The organism is Clostridium sp. SGI.024 (assembly GCF_050315195.1).
GTDB lineage: Bacteria > Bacillota > Clostridia > Clostridiales > Clostridiaceae > Clostridium.
In genome coordinates, this window is sequence record NZ_JBNPON010000012.1 from 22,598 (window position 1) to 44,846 (window position 22,249).

The window sequence follows — 22,249 nt, forward strand, 5'->3', positions numbered from 1 at the left end:
TGAATTTATCTCTAATTATATTTACACATAATTATGTGAATTTAATACTATATTCTTAATTGATTTTTGTAAGAGTCAAAAAATCGACGCGTAGCAATTAAAAATTTAAAGTGATAAAATAAACTCCAAGTAGGGGCGGTAATGCTTTCTACTTGGAGTTAAAATTTAATATAATTATTTACGGGTTGATGCTCTTAATTCTGGTGGAAGCTTCTTTGACCACGGCATAATATCTAATAAAATTTCTTTATTATCTATATTTATTTCTGATATCTTATCAAACAAATACACTAAGTATTTTTCTACTATTAAGCCGTTAGCTTTAGCAGTTTCAATAATACTGTATATTGTGGCACTAGATTTTGCACCTTTAGATGTATTACTAAAAAGCCAATTCTTACGGCCAATTACAAATGGCTTTATAGCCCTTTCGGCACCGTTATTATCAATTTCTAAAGATTCATCAAGTAAAAGAGTTTTCATTCCAGGTAATACTTTTCTTGTATAATCAAGAGCTTGATCTTGTCTTTTGGTAGTCATATAAGATAATTGGATCTTTTAATTCACCACTTTTATATAACCACATATATTTCTTAGAATTAGATTCCTTACCATTATCATCAATAACTTGTAAGGTTGTCTCATCAGCCTGAATATAGTTTCTACTTAGAAGCTCATCTTTCATAGCAGTATAAATATCTTCTAGTAAATTAGCTGCCGCTAACGTCCAGTTAGACATAGTTTGCCTTGAAATATCTGCTCCTAACATTTTAAAGTAATTTTGTTGTCTATATAAAGGCATTGCATGTTGATATTTCATAATAAGCATATGAGCTATTAATTCATTTGAAGCCATTGTTTTATAAAAAGCAGTACTTGGAGCTTTTCCCGCATTTATCACAGATAAGATCCTTATCTTCAAGTTTATGTTCTATAACTACTCTTTCTAAATGAGCTAAGTTATCTTTTTTACCTACATATTTTGGAGTTTTATTTCTTAAATAAGTTATTTCTTCAAGAATAGGTTCAGCAGCTTTAGGATTACTATTTTTTTCAGCTTCATCCTTTGGAAGACAGGAGTACTTTCAGTACTAGCTGCCTCAATTCTTCTTTTATGATAATAAAATTGTGTCTTACTTATATTATTTTCTTCACAAAAACTGCTTACCGTTCCTTCGTATGAAGAAAATAAATTTATAAATTCATTCCATTTTTCATTGCTAAGCTTTCTGCTCATAAAATAAAACCTCCCGAAAAATTATTAATACAATTTTAGCAAGGAGGTTATTTATTAACTAGATATCAAATTTTTGACGCTTACCCACAACGGACTTTCACCGTCAAGTTGTTGCCCATGCTGGGCACACTAAAAAAAAGAATTACCACAAATGTGTGGTAACTCTTTATATCTCTACGTATTTTAATTAATTAGTTTTATAATATCATCTCTACCATTTTGTACTCCCATTGTTTCAATACTTTCAAACTAAAAACAATCTCAAAATACATTTGATACTACTTAGTTAAATTTAACTAATAATATTCCTTCTTATTTAGCTTATATATGTTAAAAATAAAATTAATTTTTCCAGTATAATTTTCAAAATATTATTCAATCATTTATTTTATTACCCAATATACTCAAACCCATCCGTTATTTCATAATTTCTTCTATTTTAAATGATTATAAATTACCTAACCCCTAATGCCTTAAATACAGCATCAATAGGATCTGAGTAAAATATAGGTTGAACCTTTATTAATAGGTCTGAAGGAACTGTTTGAAATTCAACAACTGATGTTGCGGGGATTAGCACCTTTTTTGCTCCTGCATCTACACAAACTTGTAAACAATTTGCAAATTCTTCTACTTTCATTATTGTTCCACCATAATTCATATTTCCTAAGACAACCATAGATTCTTGGACTGGCTTTTCTAATGAAGCCGAACAAAGTCCTATAAATTGTGCAATAGCAAGTTCATTAGTAAGCCCTATTCCTTGTAGATCACTTATATGCATTAAAAAATCTTTAGTTTTAGTACTTATTGATGCACTTATGCTTTTGCTATTTGCTGTAAAATATCTAAAAGCAGTATCTAAGCTTTCTTTTGCTTCTCTATGTGAACCTACACCAGCCTTTTCAAATTTACCGCTTCCAGAAACAACTTGATTTTCTATTTTATATACACCTATCATTGAACCTGAATGTCCTACCGTATATATATGTCCAGGTTTTCCTAAGCCTTCTGGGATTAGTTTTCCACCACCTTGTTCTGGAACTGATACATATTCTTCTTGCATAGTTTCTATATCTATATAAGAGAAATTAACATCATAAAATTCCATTCCACCTATCTTCTTTAACTGTTCTTTCACTCTTCTTCTACCAACAAGTGCATATTTTAAAATTTCTTCTAATTCTTCTTTTGTAAATTCTCCATTTGGATATATTAGCTTTATCAATCCAGATACTGTTTTTCTAACCGCTATAACATCTCTTTGATTTAAATTGTTACCAAGCTTAAAATATTTATTTATAGAATCTGTAAATGAACGCTTTCTCATTTCCCTAAAAAATTCTGATACATAATCTGCTATAAAACCATACCTATCAGTTAGAAGTTCTGGTCTCATTTTAGGTATTTCCCATCCAGGTAAATAATAGTGCATTCTATCAAAGAATGCTGAATCATTGGCCATTTCTTCTGGGAATGGAGCAAATAAATGTGATGTTTTAATCAAAGAATCTACACTTTGATTAATATTCCCTACAAATACCATAGAAGCTGATGCATTTTTCTCTTCTTTTCCTCTTGCAAAAGAACCTGATGCCATATAATCTTTCATTATTTGAATGCCATCTTTATCTTTAAACCTTATTCCAGCTACTTCATCAAATGCAACAGTGTCCCAAAGCCCAACTAATCCAACTTTTCTTGTAGACATATTATAAAAAAGATTAGCTACTGTACTTTGTCCTCCTGATACAAGTATACTGTTAGGTGATAATTCTTTATACACATGTGATTTTCCTGTTCCCCTTGGACCAAGTTCACATAAACTATAGTTATTTTCAACAAGTGGAACAAGCCTCTCAAGGATATGCCATTTAACTTCATATGATAATTGAGTACTTTCCATTCCTGTAGAACGAATTAATATGTCTATCCATTCATCTTTAGTAAAGTTCTTTCTACCTTCTAATATCTCTTCTAAGTCCATATTAGGCATCTGTATTGGCTTTAAATTTGATATACTAAATGGACTTTTCACTTTTACTTCTTCGTCAAAGAAATATTCCATCTTTAATATGCACCATATTCCACCTTCAAGAAGTTTTTCAAATTCCTTAACATAGAAAGGTGAAATAGGAACATTTTTTAATCCTAAGTTAGAAAACTCTGCTTCATAAGTATCTATTTTTTCATTTAATTTAACTGTAACTTTATCAATAATTGTATATTGACCTAACTCTCTAATTTTAGACTTAACTTTTTCAGCTTCATCAGGTCTAACGTAATTATCAGATAAAATTTTCTTTACCCTTTCAATGCCCTCTTGTAAGCTATCATCATCATCCGTTGCACAATACATACCAAGTAAATATTCAAGAACATAAACAGGAACGTTATATCCCTCTTTCATTGATTTTGTTAAATCCTTTCTTACAGCTCTACCTGAAAAATACTCATTAAGTTTTTTATCTAAATCTAATGATATTTCGCTATTTTCCATATATACTCCACACCTCTTTTACTTTTAAAAATCAAAATCACTTGCTATTCCTAAACTTATTGTAAAAGGTATTTCCTCTAAAACCACACCTAATTCAGTATCTTTTATTATAAGATGATATTTTTTACTCTTATCATAATTAATAGGTTTTAAAGTTATTTTACTTCTTATAACTCTTTCTTCTGGTCTATCATTTGTTAAATCAGCTATTATATTTTCTATATTTGATATAATATTTTTATCATTATCAATCATATAAACTTCTAACTCAACCTTAGTTACTTCTTCACTAATTCTTTCAGTTTGAAAGAAATTTAATGTAAATATACTATTAGTTATTTTTCTTATTTCATTTGTAAGTTTAACATTTACCTTCTTAGCCTTTATACTATTCTTATAAGAACTTCTTATATTTTTAAAAGCTATAACTGGAACTACCAATTCTTGAAGTGTTGCTCCTCCATGTACAAATTTAGCTCCTTCTCCTTGAACTTTAAATCTTATATGTGATTTAGGCATATATGAAAATACATCTTTATCCTTTAAAACATATGACATATCTACTTTTAAAAGATTCTCATTTTCTATATCTTCTTTTGATATTAAACTTCTTCTATTTTTATCAATAAAAGATATATTTTCTTTTGATATTTTATCACTTTCCTCTAAATCACTTCTTTGATATATAAAACCATGATCTGATGTTATTAATACATTCACACCACCAAGCCAATCAGTTATTTTGTGAACTAAATCCATTATCTCATTGATAGCCTTTTGTACTGCTTCAAAAGTATATATTTCTGTAGAACCTTTATCAGCTGTAGCATCAATTGTATCATGATAAAAATAAATAAGTTTATACCCTTTTAATTCTTCTATGAATTCAGTTTTATTCTTTGGTAGCTTTTGAAAATCCACTGCTATACTATTATCAAAAGTATTCTTAAGTATTTTATTTCTATTTTCTAAACCACTACTATCAACATTATCTATAAATACTCTTCCATCATCTTTTAAATCAATTTCTTTATGAGGAAGAAGTGATGCCATTCCAAGTTTTGTTATGGACGGAATAGTAGAAAGACTACTATAAATATTAGTAGAATTAATAACTTTTTCGTTTAATTTTTCTGCAATTTCTACTCCTGCTTCATATCTTAAAGCATCAGAAACTATAACAAATACTCTATCTCCTTTTGAAATCATGGGATTTACATATGTTTTATAAAACTCTCTTTGATTAATAATACCAGGTATAGACCAATATTTTTTCATCTCTTCACTTATAGATGATGTCCAATTAATTCCCATTGAAATTAAGTACCAATTTACATAAAGATTTTCAGCTAAATTTTTTAATCTATTTATAACATTGCTTTCTGGTTGTAAATCATAAAAATAATAAAATTTTCTATAATAAGTATCCATTTTATAATATTCATTTGCATACTCTTTAAACAATCTATCATTATTTTTAGGAAGTATACTTAAATTATAAGTCTTATAGAACTTATACATCTCAACTACATTTAATAAGGCTTCATAAATTCCTTTATAATCTTTATAGAAGTGTTTTGTTCTTCTACCTTTTATTAATTCAATAAATATTTCATAGTCCTCTATCTTATTTTCTATGGAATTTACTATATAATTAATTATGGCTCTATCAAAAACTTTTAGTATATCTACATCCTTATATTCATCTATATCTAATTCTTCAATAATATCCGATATCCTTATTTCTTCTTCATATATTTCTGATAACTCATCATACTTTTCATAATCTACTCTATGATTTTGAAAATGATCTATAAAAATAAGACAATTAGGTTTATTCTTTCCAATAAAATCACTTATTCTACTTAACTTTTCTTCATTTATGAAACTACATAAAGCAGTAGATATTAAATATATAAATAATTTCTTTAATGATTTTTGATTAGATTCATAACCATATTTTAGAAAAGCATATTTCCAAAAAGCATTATCTATATTATATTTTTCAAAAGCTGTATAAAATTTATTTTCACTCTCTATTAATGATTCCATAAGTACAGATTTTAAAATTTCTTCAAAATCTATACTCTTAGAATTGCTTAAAGCCCCTAAAATAGCTAATTCTAATTGTTGTTGATTACTTATTTTTTCTACATATTTGCTAAATTTTTTTCTTCTTTCAAGTGCATTAAAAAAGTCCTTATAAACTATAAATTCTTTTCTAATAAAAATATCTATATTAAGTTCCTTCATTATTAATGAAACTTTATCTGCATAAAATTGAGAAGAATAAAGCATAGTATCAAGCATCCAATTATCTCTATCATCTATAATCTTTGTAGTATTGTATATTAAAAAATTAGATTCTGTATCTTCCTCTTCTAATAAATATTTCGTATAAAAATTATTATTATCTTCCAATCTATGAACCTTAACACCTTCAATATTTACTTCATCAATTATATCTTCAAATTCTTTTTCATAATCATTCCAGAAAACTATTTTTCTTTTCTCATAGGATTTTAGTGGTTCATTAAATTCTTCTTTTAAAGCTTCTATAATATTAATATTAGCCATTTTTTCGCTCCTTTTTTACTAACACAAAATAATCCCTGTTATAATTATAGCCTTTATAACAGGGATTATATATACTCTTTACAATAAACTATAAAATTCTATATTTACTATTAAATACTTTATATTCATTTAGTTATATTTTACTTACCAATCCCTTAAATTTTTCATAGTTTTTAGTAACTCCATTATCTAAGTTAATTTCTATTTGCATATCAGCCATATGATGTAAAACTTCATCATACTTCTTTAACTCATCTATTTGTTTATCAATTGTTGTAAGTTTTTTCTTAGCATCATTCTTTTCTTTATTACTATAATCTCCATCTATTAAATGAACTAAAGATTTTCTTTCTGTATCAAGTCTATCTTGAAGCTCATGTAAATAATCCGTTCTTATTCTTGATAAAGTTGTTTTATCATATCTATGCATATAAACTAAACAATTAAAAGCTTTTTGTTTTCCTGATGTAAATAACCAATATATAGGTCTCTTTTTATATATTTGAACATGATCTTTAAAGAAATCATTAAGAAAATATCTTCTTATAGTATCTTTTGCTGTTTCATTATTCTTTTTACCAATTATTTTAGCTATAAAATCAAGATTTTCTGACAAACTTTCTTCTCCAAAAATAATTTTAACAAATTCTACAAATTTAGCTACTATGTCATCTTCGAAATAGCTATCTGAAAGTATTGGTATAATATTATCTTCATCAGCTTTGAACATTTTATATTTTGAGAAGTCAAACTCTCCACCAGCATATACAAGTCCATCTTGATCTAATGAATATCTACCAAGCATACATCCTACTGCATATGATATAAAAGATTTAATATCTCTTTCTTTATCAGCTTTTCTTATGGTGATATCTTTTTCTTCAACTTCTGGATCAATTTCATCTTGAAGTCCATATATATCTATAAAAATTTTATTTAATTCCTCTTCATTGTGTTTTAATCTATAAAATTGCTTTTCTGAAAGTTGATTCCAATTATTAAAAGCTTCTTCTATTTTATTATTATTTTTATAATCTACAATAGGATGTTTTTTAAAATCCCATGAAGTTTCAAATGAATCCCAATCCACTTTTGATATTTTTATATTTTCTTTGACTAATTTATCTACTAAAGTAGCTTTAGTTGTATCAAAAATCAATGGCATATTAGAAACTACACCCGCACTTAAATTTAATGTTGGATTTAATATTTTCATTATATTTGAACTGAATTTTGTATTTAATAATCCTGCATAATAATAATATTTAGATTCATCACAAAATATAGAGTGTGCTCCAATATCAAAAATTGCTCCTCTAAAAGAGCATCTTACTCCAAAATAAGAAGAACTTATTAATGTCCATGTAATTGATTTTTTAAAATAAAATTGTTTATTTCTAACTGGCGCTCCATTATAATCAAGAGCTATATTATTAAATTTATGTATTTCTATACCATCATTTTCCCAGTTAACCACATAATCATTATTACCAAACCATTTTCTAAAATTACCTCCTTTATTATAAGGAAACCATTTATATATACTATTTTTTGCTGTATCTCTATCTTCAATATTAAATCCTATCTTATTTTTTTCAACTTCTGTCCATAATCTCAAAAATTGGCCATTATCATTTGTTTGAAGCCCTGCTTTAATATCACATACCTCTCCAAGAGAAATAGAGTTTTCAAATATATATTTCACTCGATCACTTACCCAATATGCTATTGGTACTCCAGGTATCTTTTTAAAGTCTTTAGAATAATGCTTATATCTATAATCAACATTAGGACTCTGTATAGCTTCTAATGTTTTTATCGATTGATTTTCAACGCCTTGAAAATTTGATAATTTAATATATTCACCTGATAAATCAATATTATAATTTCTTATAGTTAAAGTACAAACTGGTACACAAGCTTCTGGAAAAGCATTATATTCAAGCTGAATTAATGAACTAATATTTTTATTTTCTACTATATGCTTTCTTAAATCTTCATAAGTTGATATAAACATCCATACAAATGGCGTTACAAATCCTAATTGCCCCTTATTTTTAACTTTATTCATACAGTAATCCATAAATACTGAAAATAAATCTGATTTTACACTCTCATAGTTATATTTTATGAAATTATTTAAAGTTAAGTTCATATATTTACTTCCCATATATGGAGGATTAGTTACTAAAATATCATATATATTTGCCATTATATAAGCTTGTTTTATTAATTTTCCTAACAATTCATCTACTTGCTTATTTTTTGAAGATTGATATTCTATATGCTCTACAGGATTATTTAATATATAATTGAATCTTTGTTCTAAAAACTTTTTATCAAATTCTTCTACTTTTATAAGTGAACCATATATTTTAGCATTCTTAAACTGTTCTATAAATTCTTTTACTTTTTTATAATTTTCTCCTGAGGACTCTCCAGCTATATATTGTATATCAATATCATTTATATTATTAGTTTCTTGTATAGAAGCTATGTTAATCTTTATTCCTTCTCTTTCTATACTTCTAAGAAGTCTATTATTATATTTCATTCCTTTCATGATAACAGAAAAACAAGCAAGTTGATAAGCTCTATCGTCTATATCAAGACCATAAAGATTATTTTCTATAATAAGTCTTGGTATTTCTCTATTCATATATCCACATTTTTCATATATTTGATATAATACATCAAACATATAAACTAATATATGCCCAGAACCGCAAGCAGGATCAAAACATTTAATATCCTCTACCTTTAGTTCTTTATTTATATATGGAGCTAACTTTTCTTCAAAATCTGATTCTGGATTAGGATTTTCAAGATAAAACTCCCATTCTTTTTTTAATTCATTATGCTCTGGATGAGATTCCACCCAATATCTTCCTAATGAGTTTTGAACCATATATCTAACGATCCAATCAGGTGTAAATAATTGAGTAGCAAATGGTATCTCTTCTTTTGTATACTTCTTTTTAGCTTTTATAACTCTATCTTTTTCCTCAGAATTATAATATTGATAAAGCCATCCTATAATCTCTACATCTTCCCAATCACTTTCTGGTATAATATTAATATCTGTAAGCTTTCTAATAAAAGCTCCTTCATTTAAAAGCCCATCTGGAAGCAATAACTCAGTATAATGTCCTATCTTTTCAAACATAAATGGAAGAACTATATTCAAAGAATTACACTGGGCTATTATCATATACTTAAATAATGATTCCATATCATTATTTAATTTCATTTCATATATCTTTTGTTTATCTACTCGAAGGTCTACATTGCTTGCTTCTTTTATTAATTCAGGTTCAACACTTCCGGGAATAGTAGATGATAATGCTCTAACTCTTGTAGGTATATAATTATTTACTTCCATAAATCTTAAAGCCGTAAATCTATTAAACCAAGTGTATGCTACCTCTTCAATTATACTACTATATCCATCTCCACCATTTTCATTTATATCTTTTATTTTTTTTATAAGTTTTTCTCTTTGTAACTTCTCATCTTTACTAAGCGGAGTTCCATTAATAACTATAGAGTCACTACTAATTATATTTGAATTTTTTATACTATCTTTTTCTATACCATATTGACGAGCTTTCACTTTTATTTTCTCTATTAATTCATTTCTTGCCTCTATGGCAAAACTTTTTAATATATTTTTATCCACCTCTTAATCCTCCGTTACATGAAGTAAATAGGAGATAAATTTCATATCTCCCTATACTTATTTACTCAATCTCTATTTCTTTATCTTCTTTTATTATTGATGTAAGCCTATTTTTAAGTTCTCTTATATATACTTCAATATCCGCTTCTGTCCTTAATGATTTAATTTTTACTAATTTAGAAACTACTACTTTTTCAATTTTTTTAGGTTTTATTTCTTTTTTTTCAGTTTCTTTTATTAAATTTTTCTTTGATTCTTCCTCTAACCTTTTCTTATATGCTAATATTTCATTCTCTATTTGCTTCTCAAAATACTCTCTTCTGTTCGAGCTTATAGTTATAGCAGCATCTAATCTATATATATCTTTATAATTTTCTATATCACTAAGTTGTTTATCATAAAACATTTTTATATTTTCTGATATATTACTTCCAACTTCATATTGATTTGATTTTAATAAACAATAATCATAATCATTTTTTATTTTTTCTTTAGCTGTTATTTTTTTATTTTCAATTATTAAATTAAATCCTTTTTCTATATTAGAAACTATATCTATTATATTTCTTATCTTTTTATATGGTATCGGATCATTTAATATTTCGTTTAATTTGGCAACTTCATCCAATAAGTCCTTATCTAAATACTCTTTATTATCTTCACATTTTTTAGAAATATCTAATCCTTTATCAAATATATCTTTTTGACTTTTGAAAAAATCTATAGGGTATACTACGTCATCTACCCAATCAAGTAATTCTTCTTCTTTATTTTTTATCTCTTCAAAAAAGCTTAGGTTATCTCTGTGCTCAGTAATTTCTTTAAATATATTAAGTCCTTTTTGAAATAAGCTCTTACCTGGATATTTTTTTTCTTCATATTTATTTAAATATAACTTAATTTCTTCTACTTTTTTATTTATTTTTTCTTTAATTGATACTACTATAGAATCTTCATCATCAGGTAAATTAATGCTACCAAAGGCATCTAAACATATAGTTTTAACTCTCCTAATAAGAGCTTCATCTACTTTTACTTTTTTGTTAATTATAACTCTATCAACATTTGCTGTTTTTGTTAATGCATCTACTACTTTATTCGCTTTTTCAGCATCTAAATATTCACCATTAAATATAATATTTATATTTTGATTCTTTAAAAGCTTAGCTACTATTCCTACAATATCTATTTCATTCCATCCATATGGAGCATCACTAAATCTATTTAAAATTATTTTCATTCTTACTTGTTGATGATTTTCTTCTTGAAAGTATATAAAATCTAAGATTTCTTTTTCTGCTAAATCATTATTATATGTTTCTTCAGCATCAAATCCTAATTGCTCCGTAGCATTACTAAGTAAAGTCATTATTTCAGCTTCAGTTGATATATTAACATTTACGTATTCCAATTTATTAAATATACTATTGGTTAAAACATTAAATCCTGAATTTATTTTTTCTCTTGCTGAATTTCCTTTTATTTGTACTTTTTCGCCATTTATATAATAATCTGCTTTAATAAGTGCTTTTTCTAATAATTCTTTAACTCTACTTTTTCTTAATCTCATTTCGCCTTGTTTAATTGTTATTATTGCTTGTTTATTCTCAGGAAGTGTACTTACATTTTTCTTCTTTATATATGATTCTATTTTTAAAGCCTCTCTTAGCTCATATATAATTTCACTTTCATCTTTAAGTTTAACTATCATTTCCTTATTACTAAATGATCTTAATATAAGCTCTTCATCGCTTTTATAAAAACTATCACTTAATGATGTCAATATATTTATACTTAATTTTCCTGTTTGATTTCCAATTCCAATATCATCTAATTTTTTATTAAATGCGAAAGTATAATTTTTTGAATATTTATATTTAGGGTCATCATATATATCACTGAATATATCTTTTATAATTTCTTTTCTTAAAGTTTCATCTTCTATTACTTCACATTCTATTTCTCTATTAACATCTTGTTCATCATCTGTTAAAAATATATAATTATCTCCATTTTTCTGTATAAGATTTTCAGATTTAAGCTTTCTTAAGCTTTTTTTCAAATCTTCTTTTAACTTCAGTTTATCTTCATCTACATTACTTAACATTAATGTAGCAACATTTTCCAAATTCGAAGGTATTTCATCATTTAAGTACTTAATCATGAATAATAATTTTAATACTTGTATATTCATTGGATTATCTTCAAGTTCTGGATTTTTTGACGCTCTTTCTATAACCCTTGAAATTGAAGGATTTAAGAACTCCTCAATTGTATTATAGAAAGCATGAAAAGGTACTAATATACCATCATTTTCATCTGCATATGTTAAAAGTGATTCTTTAAATGCAGAAATCATTGATCTTTCTCCTTCTGATAAGTGTTTACCTGAACTACCATGTTTTCTTACTTGTTCAAATACACTTTGAAGTATCTTAAATTGATATGGTATAAAAGGATATACTTCTATAAACTCTTTTTCACCTTCATAACTTAAAAGATCTTTTCTTGCATTTTCAAAATTTATTAAATTCTTTAACATAGCATTTTTTTCTCTATATAAATCCTTTAATAACAAGATTGCATCGTCATCTTTTTCCAAAATACGCTTTTTTATAACTTCATCAACTGAAATAGATGACATACTAAGTCTTGTATCAAATCTTCCTTGTATTTTTGAAAAGTCATTTCCTTTTACTTTTATAAGAGAATCTATACTTTCTTGTGATGTAACCATTATCCAAACTTTACCTTTACAGTATGTTCCTAAATCTTCTGCTACTGTTTGGAGGTTTAACATTAAATCTTTATTATCACCTATATACTGGCCAATTTCATCCACAAGAAATATTAAATGAAAATTTTCACCTTTACTATCTATATATTCTTTAACTTGTTTAGCAAACTTTTCAATACTTACTTCATAATTATTTACACCATCTCTTACATATTCATTAGCACTTTCTAACGAAATATTTAAAACATTTGCTATAGCTTGTGCTACATAGTCCTTATCTAAAAGAAATGCATTTCTTCTTTGTATCCACTCTTTTCCCCTTATACTCATAAATTCTGATTTAAACTTCTCATACACACCATCTTTAATTAATTGTTCTTCCATATGAGCAACCCCTGGAATTTCATTACAAAGATTTCTATGTTCATTAAATACCTTAACAAATATTCTAAGTATGGCATCTTCTTTATTTTTATTATTAATAGGATTTTTAGAATCTATATTAAATAAAATTGTTTCAGTATTTATTTTTGATATTCTTTCCATTTCGGCATAAAGCATTGGATCTTTAACTTTATCCTTAAAAAACTCAATAGGCGTTCTATCATTTATAATTTTATTATCTAATAAATAAGATAATATTTTTAAAAAATGTGATTTACCACTTCCAAAGAATCCTGAAATCCAAACTCCCATTTTATCGGTTGTTCCATTTATACCCTTACTATAATTTTCATAAAACTTATTTAAATGTTTTGCAACCTCTTTAGTTACTACATATTCATCTAATTCTTGATATATCTTTTTCACATCTGTTTCAGATGCTTTAATAACTCCGCTAATTTCACGAGTAATATCTTTTTCAAACATATTTTTTATAAACATTTTATTGTCCCCCTTACTATACCTATACTAACGGAAATGCTCTGTAATAATTTTCATCTTTAAATTTTTTAAATAGTTTTAAATCTTGACCACTATATTCTCCAGGATAAAACATAACTACTGGTTTATCATTCAAATATTGTTGTAAATTATTAAGAATATTATGAGAACGCATAAATGGATATACTTTCCCTATTCCAGTCAAAAATATTATATCAAACTCTTCAGATACTTTTTGTATTATCCCACAATAAATGTCAGCATTTATAAACGTAGAAATAGCTTCTAATATATATTCTTTTCCTTCTTTATTTTCAAGATTAATTATTTGCTGAAAATCATCTTCCTGTTTTAAAAATCTTACTAATATTTTATATAAATCAACTTCTATTATTTTTCTATTACAATTTAATTTGTTAAATTCTTTCACTATATATTTTATATATTCTCTAACCATCAATTCTTCTTTAGGTTCATAATCAAAAATATAATATCCTATTTCATTTCCGAGACCTTTTCCATTTATAAAATTATCACTATTTAATTCATCTATAACTCTTTCCAGCCTTTCTCCTAATGATAACTTTTTCAAAAAAATTCACCCCTATTCTATTTGCTCTCCCATTGCCTTTAAATACTTTTCTTCACCTATGCTTAATAAATAGTTTTTAACTTCAATAGGTATCAATAATCTATTAATTTTCCCAGTTTTTATCTCTTTTATAATTCCTACTTCTGATAAAATTTTAAATATTACTTGCTTTAACTTAGCAATAGTTTGATCGCTCCATCCTGATACCAAATCACTTTGTTCTGATTTTTCTATAAAAAACATATTAATATCTTTTTTTTCTATAAAATCATACTTATATTCTATTTTTTCTCGTACAACTTCATTCATAAACTCGAAAAACAACCTATCATTCTTCATTATTGCATATAAATTTATTATAGAACCACTTTCTAATGGATCTTCAATTAGCATATTTATTAATGTATCATCTAATATATTTATCCTTTGTATTAATGGAGTTAGTCTTCTACTAATACTTGATGTAAATTTATATTGAAATAAATTTTCTTCTAATACCTTTTTTCTTATATCTTTATCTGATAAACCATCTTTTTTCAATTTAGCTATAATTTTAAATTCAAATAATAAAAAGGATTCTCCTGTTAATTTTGCACTATATTCTTTAGTATGTTTCATTTTATTAACTCCTTTTAATATATCTTAACATATTTTTATTATATACTATTTTCGCTCTAATTTATTAGAAATATCACTCTCTTAAAAAGTTTATTTGAATACTTTTAGCAATACGATTCCATCTTTAAAGCCACCACGTTCTTGTAGCTTTTCATTTCTTTTATTTAGTAAATCCTCTTCACTATAGCCTAGTTCATTTGCTAGTGCAAATAAGACTTCCATAACATCTGCTAATTCTTCTAGATTTTTATCTTCCATATATTCATTAACTTCTTCTAATAATTTTTTTTCTAGAAGCTCTTGTTTTTCTTTTCCATTTACTATTTCTATTTCACATGTACCTCCACTTTTCTCTATTATTTCTGGTATTCTGTCTCTTACTAATTTATTGTATACTTTCATTTAATTTTAGTCCTTTCTATTTAACTTAAACTTATTTATTATTTATATTAATTATGATTTTCTAAAAATCTATGTTTATAATAAGTTTTAACTCTTAAATCTATAGCATCCTTCATATGTTCCTTAAAAGCATTATCTTTAATTATTTCTTTTAAATCTTCTCTTAATGCTAAAAGGTATCCTTCTTTTTCTTTAAAGAAATCACTATGAGTTTTTAATAGGAATTTTATTGGATTTTTCTTTGCTAAATCTACATATTTATTTTTATCCCAAGTTTCAAAATCCTTTGTTCCTTTATCCTTAAGCATATCTACTTTATTCGAACCTCGATTATAAAAGTCATAAAAGCTTTTATAAATATCTTCTTCTGTAATTTCCATCTTCACATTTCCATTATTATAAAAGGCTAATAATACTGGCATCTTATATGTTTTGCTCATACTTGTATTTTCAATTAAGTTTATAAATTCTTTACCTACACTGTGATAGTCCAAATCATTGGTTTGGTTATCTAAGGTACCTAATGAATGAATATGAGTCGTATTTCCTTTACTACTAAATACTTCTTTTTCTTCTTCTTTTAATTCATTATTTTCAGCTAAGAACTTTATATAATCCTTAAATGGATTAATCTTTGCTTTTGATTTTATATTTTCATATATTTCTTCATCCATATAAGTTAAAAACTCTACTCTTGAAGGTCTATGCCCTAAATCTTCTTTTATTATAAAGTATTGTTCTTTAATTATATCTTTTATTTTCATTTCTTTTTCTGCTAGGGATTTAAATATATCTACTAATCTAAAGTCAAAGTCTATTATGCAATCTTCAGGAAATTCTATATCTCTTAAATCTCCTCTTTTTGCTTCTACTCTATTATAGTTTTTGCCACTTAATAAAAATGGGATTAAATCTGCTTTTTTGTAATTTCCTATAAAGTCTAGAACATTTAAATATTCTTTATCTTTTGATTTTCTAAGTCCACGTCCTAATTGTTGTAGGAATACTGTTGGACTTTCAGTTGGTCTTAAGAACATAACCATATCAATTCCTGGTATATCTAACCCCTCATTGAACATATCTACTGAAAAGATAACTTGTATTTCTTCTTTATTTAAGGCATTTAATGCTTCTTCTCTATTCATAGAGTATTTTCCACTATCACCACTATAAACTGCCGTTGATTTTACTCCATTATTTACAAAGTATTCAGCCATAAATTCAGCATGCTTCTTAGAGCTACAAAAGCCCATAGCTCTTGTTGATTTATATTTTTTATAATGCTTTAGTATAAGATTTCCTCTAGAATTTAGCATTAATGCTTCTTCTAGTTTTTTATCATCATATTTTCCATTTTTAAAATCTATATCTTCATATTCAACTGTATCATCATATATTCCATAATATCTAAAATGACATAACCATCCTTTATTGATGGCATCCTTTAATCTTACTTCATAAACTAAGTTATAATCACATAATGAAAATACATCTTGAGCATCTAATCTTTCTGGAGTTGCAGTAAGTCCTAGTAAAAACTTAGGCTTAAAGTACTCAATTATATTTTGATAATTATTTGAAACTGCATGATGAAATTCATCTACAATAATGTAATCAAAGTAATCTTTAGAAAAATACTCTTCATTTAAATACTCTTCCTTACCTAAGGTTTGAACTAATGCAAAGATTAGATTTTGGCTATTGTCTTTATTAACACCATAAAAGAAGCCAATACTTTCATTTGGTCTAACATTTTTAAAGCTTTGAGCTGCTTGTTTTATTATTTCTTCTCTATGAGCTATAAACAAAACTCTGTTATACTTTTTAGAATCAAAAGCTGCTAAGTAAGTTTTTCCTATGCCAGTTGCTGCAACTACTAATGCCTTATCAAGTCCTTCTTCTCTGCTTTGCTCTAAATTATGTAAAGCTTCTATTTGTGCTCCTCTAGGTTCAAATAAATTAACTACCTTATTTTCCTCTTCTACCTTTTCTATATCTCTATATACATTAGGCTTTTTCCATGACTTTGAATAATCTTCTAAAACTTCATCATTTATAATTATAGATTGGTTATTAAATAAATCTTCAAAGGTATTATAAAAATGTTCATAGTCTTCTTTATTATTACTTTTTAAAAATCTATAATTCCATTCAATAGAGTCTGTTAGTGCACCACGAGAAATATTTGATGATCCAACATATATTTCACTATCACTTTTACTATGAAACATATATGCCTTAGGATGAAAGGATTTATTTTTCACACTATAAAACCTTAAATCAACCTTATCCTTAAGCTCTGACTTTATAAGTCTTAATGCCCAAGGTTGTGTTATTCCAAGATAATTCCCTGTAAGAATTCTTACTCTTACTCCTCTATCTATTGCTTCCTTTAAATCATTAAGTATAAGCTTTACTCCTGATTCCATAAGAAAAGATACAATAATATCTATTGAATGTGCTTCTTTAAAGCTTAATTTTAAGTGATTATATAAATGGTCTTTATCTCCTGTTATAGAATTTGTATCATTATAAAGTATTTCTTTTTCATTTATGTTTAAACTAGTGTCTATATCTTTATAAAGCTTATTCAAATTATCACCCCAAATATTTATTACCCATTATAAGGTACAAGTTCCTTTTTAAACTTTCTAATTCCACCTCTTGGATTTTCTATATCACCTTTATATCTAGGAATAAGGTGTACATGTAAATGCATAATAGTTTGCCCAGCATCTTCACCAATATTAATTCCTACATTATAACCAGTTGGATTATATTTTTCACCTAATATAAGTTTTACTTTATGTATTAAATCATAAATAGCTAATACTTCTTCTTCTGTAGCTTCAAAAAAACTACTAAAATGTCTTTTAGGTATTATTAATGTATGACCTTCATTTACTGGAAAGTTATCATAAATTGCAAATGCTAAATTATTTTCTGCTACTCTTTCTTTTTCATTATAATTACAAAATATACAAGGTTTCTTCATATCAATCTACATCCTTTGCTTTTTATATTAATATATTAGCATATCTTTCATAAATATAATAAAAAAATCTTTATCTCTCAACATTGTGATTTTGTTACAGTTTAATTTGTAGAATTATAATAAAATATCCAAGGTGACAAAATCTATATTATTAGGAGGATTACAATGACAAAACAAATAATTAGAAGGAAGGCTTATGTGGATACAAAATACTGTGTTGCTTGTGGAGTATGTGAAAAAACTTCTGATATAATTTCTTATAAGGCAGGATCTAATAAGAATAAGACAGTAGTTAGTTTTGTTTTTACACAAAACTGTCTACTGTCTTATATTTTAATATAACTATTCTGCTATCCAGTCAACTTTTATTGGAACAACAGTTCTAACACCTGTTTCTTTGTGTTCTAATTCAAATACGAAAGTTCCATTCTTTTGGAATTTATAAATATTACTATTGTTATTATTTACAACTTTAACATCATTAGATAATCTTAAAGCAACTGTAACAGGAGCTGACACTAATAAGTTAGAATGTTTTTCACTACTTAATATAACTGTATCAGTTCTTTTTGATATCCAGTTAACTCCAACTGCAACATTAGTTACATTTCCAGCATTATCTGTAACTTTAATTACCTTTGATAAATCATCTGTTAATTCTATAATATTTTTACCACCTTCTATTGTAGAACCAGCTTCAGCATTTATTACAGCTAAAACTTTAGTTCCATCCTCTGAGGCTTTATAAGAAACTGTAGCTTCAGGAGCAATCTTATCTATACAATTTACTTTAGCTGATATACTTCCTTTAGTTCCATCTGGTCTAGTGAATGTAAATGTGTGATCACCATTAGTAGTAAATACTTTTGAAGCTTCTCCATCTACAGTAGTACCTTCAGTTACATTAAGTGTTGCTGTAACATCTTTATTAGTAACATTAGTTGTTGAGTAAGATACAGTTGGTTCTTTATAAGTTTCCATAATTTTTCCTATTGCATACTCTTTGCTTAGGTCTTCGAATAATCTATACTCATTTCCACTTACGTATAAATTAGCTTCACCTGAAGTCTTACCGTAAGTTGTTAATGCTGTAATCTTAACGAATTTACCATTTACAGGTTTATTGAATTTAATTTTTTTAGCAACTTCATTATTATCTAATTGACCTGATACAGCTGCTTCAGTCCATTTACTTCCATCAGCACTAACTTCAACTTTTAATTTAGCAATTCTACCATTAACACCTGATGGTAAATATTCAATAGCAGATATGTCTTTAGCTTCTTTTAATTCTATTGTATAAGACTTATCTTCTGTCTTAGTATTCCACTTAGTATGCCATTGAGTATTTGGATTTCCATCAACCATGTGCTTTCCTGAACTTCCAGAGTTTTGTTCATTAGCATATTTAACACCTACAATATTATCTATTGAAATATAAGTTAATGCAGGATCTTTTTCCTCTACATCGAATGTATAACTTGCAGATTCACTTTGTAAGTTAACACCATTAGCTTTGTATCTAACTAAAATTGGAGTACCTTCTTTTAATCTAGTATCACTAGCATATGCACGCCAATTTTTACCATTATCTAAACTAAATTCTAGATTATTTATTGAACCTATAAATCTATTTTCATATTGATTAGCTATAACTGTACTAGTTGTTGGTGCTTTAGTTTCTTTAATATCTATTGTATAGATATCAGCTGCTCCAAGTAATTGAACTTTAATATCCTTCTCTGCAGTTATTTTTGAAAGCACATCAGCAGGTATAGTAATTACGTGGTCAGTTGAAGTGTACCATTGTTTTCCACCATCAACGCTATATTTAACGCTAATTCCAGAACCATCATACTTTTCATTTAAAACAATCTTATTAGCATTTTCACCATCAAATGAGAAACTTGCTAATTCAACTGTATGAGCACCTAAGATACCTTTAGCTATATTTCTACAGTCATTCCATTGTAATGTGTTTTCTGCTGTTGCAGTTGTAGCGGCTTTTAATGTAGCAGTTTTTAACATATCAAATTGTGCAACATCAACACTTTCAGTAACTCCAGGTTGTATTAATTTCATAATGTCAACATATGGTACTGGATGATATGCTAAAGCTTCTGAAACTTCTCTAGCAAATTTTAAGTATTCTGCACTTGATTTCTTAAGGGTTTTATAAGAATTTACTTTACCATATAACAAATCAACATGATAAGGCATTATTTTTAAACCAGCATTATAAACATCTAACTTATCTTTAGCATTTGAATAACTGTTAGCTAACAAGTTATAATACATAGCATCTAAATATTTATCATAATTATTTAATGCTTGTTGTGCTAGCAATATGTAACTAACTCCATAGTAAGAGTCCCAAGATTGAGAACCCCAGTTTAATATAGCTCTTTCACCTTTTTCAGATTTTGTCCAACCTGAAACGTCGTTATCAATTCCCCACTTACCATTTCCATTAGCATCTTCAGAATAAACTAAGAAAGCTGCATGTCCAGGTTGTCCAATAACAGCTGCAGGTTCTCCAAATACTTGTCTTAAGTTAGAACCAATTTTTGAAATACCACCACAAACTGCTCCTTCAGATAATACCATCCAAAGTTTATGATCTCCTTTAGTACCATACTTTAGGTCATAATTTTTGAAGTGATACTTAGTAGCCCAAGTTTCATAATCAGCTTGATTATAATAAGTATCTTTATTATAGTTATAATCAAAAGTATATTTCATATGTGGGTGTGGACTATATTCAAAATTTTTACCTTTTGCTTGCCCAATTACTCTTGCATAGTTATTTAACCATTCAATTTCTTCATTATCAATTTGAGAATTGAATACCCATCTTAATAGCTCCATAGGTAATTCTTCAAAGTTTATAGCTCCACTAAATAATTTATTATCATATAACTTTTTGTAGATCTCATATCTTTCAACTGGATTTGCGTAATCTCCTCCACCAGTCCAAAGTCTTAAATTTTGACCAAATACAATTGATGTAGCTAACATCATTTTTAGATAAGTTTTATTTGATACATCAGCTTTATGTGCTGCATATAAATCGCTTAGAACTTGTAATGATTGAGCAGTAGAACCTTCTGGTTTACCTGCACTAATATAAAGTTCTAATAATTCTTGGTTATTAGTTAACCAATCTATCATTGTTTTATTTGCATCTGATTTCTTATAGAAAGACTGTAATGTATGATAACCTATTCTATTTACGAATTCTCTCTTTAAAATATCCATCTTGTAATTAGCAATATTGTCTTGATATCTTCTAGAAGAGATTTCTTTATCATATTGATCAATATTTTTTATTTTATCAGAATATTCTGAGCCTACAATATTGTAGTTAGTTTTAAGTAATCTAATGTCTCCATAAACAGCATGGTCATTTCCATTACCACCAGCATCATTAGCGTCTAACTTAATATATTTAGCGCCTGAGATATCTAAATCTATCTTTTCTGAATTATCATTGGATGATAGAACATTTGTTTGCTTTAATTGTGTCCAATCATTTCCATTTTCTGATTTAGAGATAGTAAACTTAACACTACCTTTACCATTCATAGATTTATCTACACCCATGTAGCCATGAAGCTTAGTGTATTTATCTGTTAATTTTGAAACATCATAAATTACAGATGATGTAGCATGAGCCCCAATACCTTTGTCAAATTGAATTGTTTCCCCATCAACTATAAGAGTTATCTTACTATCTCCAGGATTTAGATTCTTTTTAATAGAATTATGCCTTGTAAAAGATCTAGAGTCCCATGTCAGGTCAGATAACCATACATAGTTTTCATTTTTTTCTTCTGTTTCTACTGTAGCTGTAGTGGTTTCAGCATATGCAGTTATTGTATTACCAAATCCTGTTGATAATACCGAAACAACCATAGACGTAACTAATAATAATGATAATTTCTTTTTAAGCATAAATTTCCCCCCATTTATTATAAATAATTTTTAGTGTTAATATAGCACTATAGGAGATACATCTATAAATATC

13 protein-coding genes and 1 pseudogene are annotated in these 22,249 nt (G+C 26.7%); 1 reads left to right on the forward strand and 13 read right to left on the reverse strand.

The genetic code is table 11. The annotated features are described in order from the left end of the window. Positions 1–174: 174 nt before the first annotated feature. From ACQRD5_RS05845 to ACQRD5_RS05900, 12 genes and pseudogenes are all read right to left on the reverse strand, one after another. Positions 175–459, reverse strand: a pseudogene (locus ACQRD5_RS05845) (IS66 family transposase); the annotation flags it as partial. Positions 460–508: 49 nt separating this feature from the next. Beyond that, complete coding sequence (locus ACQRD5_RS05850; RefSeq protein WP_427746601.1) at positions 509–856, reverse strand: IS66 family transposase; 348 nt, start codon at positions 854–856, stop codon at positions 509–511. 150 nt (positions 857–1,006) lie between these two features. Continuing rightward, a complete protein-coding gene (gene tnpA / locus ACQRD5_RS05855) occupies positions 1,007–1,237 on the reverse strand; it encodes an IS66 family insertion sequence element accessory protein TnpA (protein ID WP_427746602.1) in 231 nt (76 codons plus the stop codon). 454 nt (positions 1,238–1,691) lie between these two features. After that, positions 1,692–3,737, reverse strand: coding sequence for a protease Lon-related BREX system protein BrxL (gene brxL / locus ACQRD5_RS05860; protein WP_427746603.1), 2,046 nt, complete (start codon positions 3,735–3,737; stop codon positions 1,692–1,694). A 24-nt stretch (positions 3,738–3,761) separates the two neighbouring features. After that, positions 3,762–6,314 carry a BREX-1 system phosphatase PglZ type A gene (gene pglZ, locus ACQRD5_RS05865; protein WP_427746604.1) on the reverse strand — a complete coding sequence of 851 codons (2,553 nt, stop codon included), beginning with the start codon at positions 6,312–6,314 and terminating at the stop codon, positions 3,762–3,764. 133 nt (positions 6,315–6,447) lie between these two features. Further along, positions 6,448–9,993, reverse strand: coding sequence for a BREX-1 system adenine-specific DNA-methyltransferase PglX (gene pglX, locus ACQRD5_RS05870; RefSeq protein ID WP_427746605.1), 3,546 nt, complete (start codon positions 9,991–9,993; stop codon positions 6,448–6,450). Positions 9,994–10,054: 61 nt separating this feature from the next. Further along, complete coding sequence (gene brxC / locus ACQRD5_RS05875) at positions 10,055–13,615, reverse strand: BREX system P-loop protein BrxC (protein WP_427746606.1); 3,561 nt, start codon at positions 13,613–13,615, stop codon at positions 10,055–10,057. Between the two features lie 22 nt (positions 13,616–13,637). Continuing rightward, positions 13,638–14,207 (reverse strand): DUF1788 domain-containing protein, encoded by a 570-nt coding sequence (locus tag ACQRD5_RS05880; protein ID WP_427746607.1) that lies wholly within the window; start codon positions 14,205–14,207, stop codon positions 13,638–13,640. Positions 14,208–14,219: 12 nt separating this feature from the next. Beyond that, the gene (locus tag ACQRD5_RS05885) at positions 14,220–14,825 is read right to left on the reverse strand and encodes a DUF1819 family protein (protein WP_427746608.1); all 606 of its coding nucleotides are present in this window, start codon (positions 14,823–14,825) and stop codon (positions 14,220–14,222) included. 90 nt (positions 14,826–14,915) lie between these two features. Beyond that, positions 14,916–15,227 (reverse strand): phosphoribosyl-ATP pyrophosphohydrolase, encoded by a 312-nt coding sequence (locus ACQRD5_RS05890; RefSeq protein WP_427746609.1) that lies wholly within the window; start codon positions 15,225–15,227, stop codon positions 14,916–14,918. Between the two features lie 47 nt (positions 15,228–15,274). After that, positions 15,275–17,821, reverse strand: coding sequence for a DEAD/DEAH box helicase family protein (locus ACQRD5_RS05895; RefSeq protein WP_427746610.1), 2,547 nt, complete (start codon positions 17,819–17,821; stop codon positions 15,275–15,277). A gap of 20 nt (positions 17,822–17,841) precedes the next feature. Continuing rightward, the gene (locus ACQRD5_RS05900) at positions 17,842–18,222 is read right to left on the reverse strand and encodes an HIT family protein (RefSeq protein ID WP_320627949.1); all 381 of its coding nucleotides are present in this window, start codon (positions 18,220–18,222) and stop codon (positions 17,842–17,844) included. A 165-nt stretch (positions 18,223–18,387) separates the two neighbouring features. On the opposite strand from ACQRD5_RS05900, the gene ACQRD5_RS05905 reads away from it, so the two are divergent. Then, complete coding sequence (locus tag ACQRD5_RS05905) at positions 18,388–18,564, forward strand: hypothetical protein (RefSeq protein WP_294189295.1); 177 nt, start codon at positions 18,388–18,390, stop codon at positions 18,562–18,564. Here ACQRD5_RS05905 and ACQRD5_RS05910 read toward each other — a convergent pair whose 3' ends face one another. Beyond that, positions 18,565–22,176, reverse strand: a complete 3,612-nt coding sequence (locus tag ACQRD5_RS05910) for an NPCBM/NEW2 domain-containing protein (RefSeq protein WP_427746611.1) — start codon at positions 22,174–22,176, stop codon at positions 18,565–18,567. It abuts the gene before it with no gap. Positions 22,177–22,249: the final 73 nt, after the last annotated feature.

What these genes read in the sequence shown, in the direction of transcription:
- ACQRD5_RS05850 (WP_427746601.1), bottom strand. Translation starts at nt 856, where the DNA reads ATGGCTTCAAATGAATTAATAGCTCATATGCTTATTATGAAATATCAA.
- tnpA (WP_427746602.1), bottom strand. Translation starts at nt 1,237, where the DNA reads ATGAGCAGAAAGCTTAGCAATGAAAAATGGAATGAATTTATAAATTTA.
- brxL (WP_427746603.1), bottom strand. Translation starts at nt 3,737, where the DNA reads ATGGAAAATAGCGAAATATCATTAGATTTAGATAAAAAACTTAATGAG.
- pglZ (WP_427746604.1), bottom strand. Translation starts at nt 6,314, where the DNA reads ATGGCTAATATTAATATTATAGAAGCTTTAAAAGAAGAATTTAATGAA.
- brxC (WP_427746606.1), bottom strand. Translation starts at nt 13,615, where the DNA reads ATGTTTATAAAAAATATGTTTGAAAAAGATATTACTCGTGAAATTAGC.
- ACQRD5_RS05885 (WP_427746608.1), bottom strand. Translation starts at nt 14,825, where the DNA reads ATGAAACATACTAAAGAATATAGTGCAAAATTAACAGGAGAATCCTTT.
- ACQRD5_RS05890 (WP_427746609.1), bottom strand. Translation starts at nt 15,227, where the DNA reads ATGAAAGTATACAATAAATTAGTAAGAGACAGAATACCAGAAATAATA.
- ACQRD5_RS05900 (WP_320627949.1), bottom strand. Translation starts at nt 18,222, where the DNA reads ATGAAGAAACCTTGTATATTTTGTAATTATAATGAAAAAGAAAGAGTA.
- ACQRD5_RS05905 (WP_294189295.1), top strand. Translation starts at nt 18,388, where the DNA reads ATGACAAAACAAATAATTAGAAGGAAGGCTTATGTGGATACAAAATAC.
- ACQRD5_RS05910 (WP_427746611.1), bottom strand. Translation starts at nt 22,176, where the DNA reads ATGCTTAAAAAGAAATTATCATTATTATTAGTTACGTCTATGGTTGTT.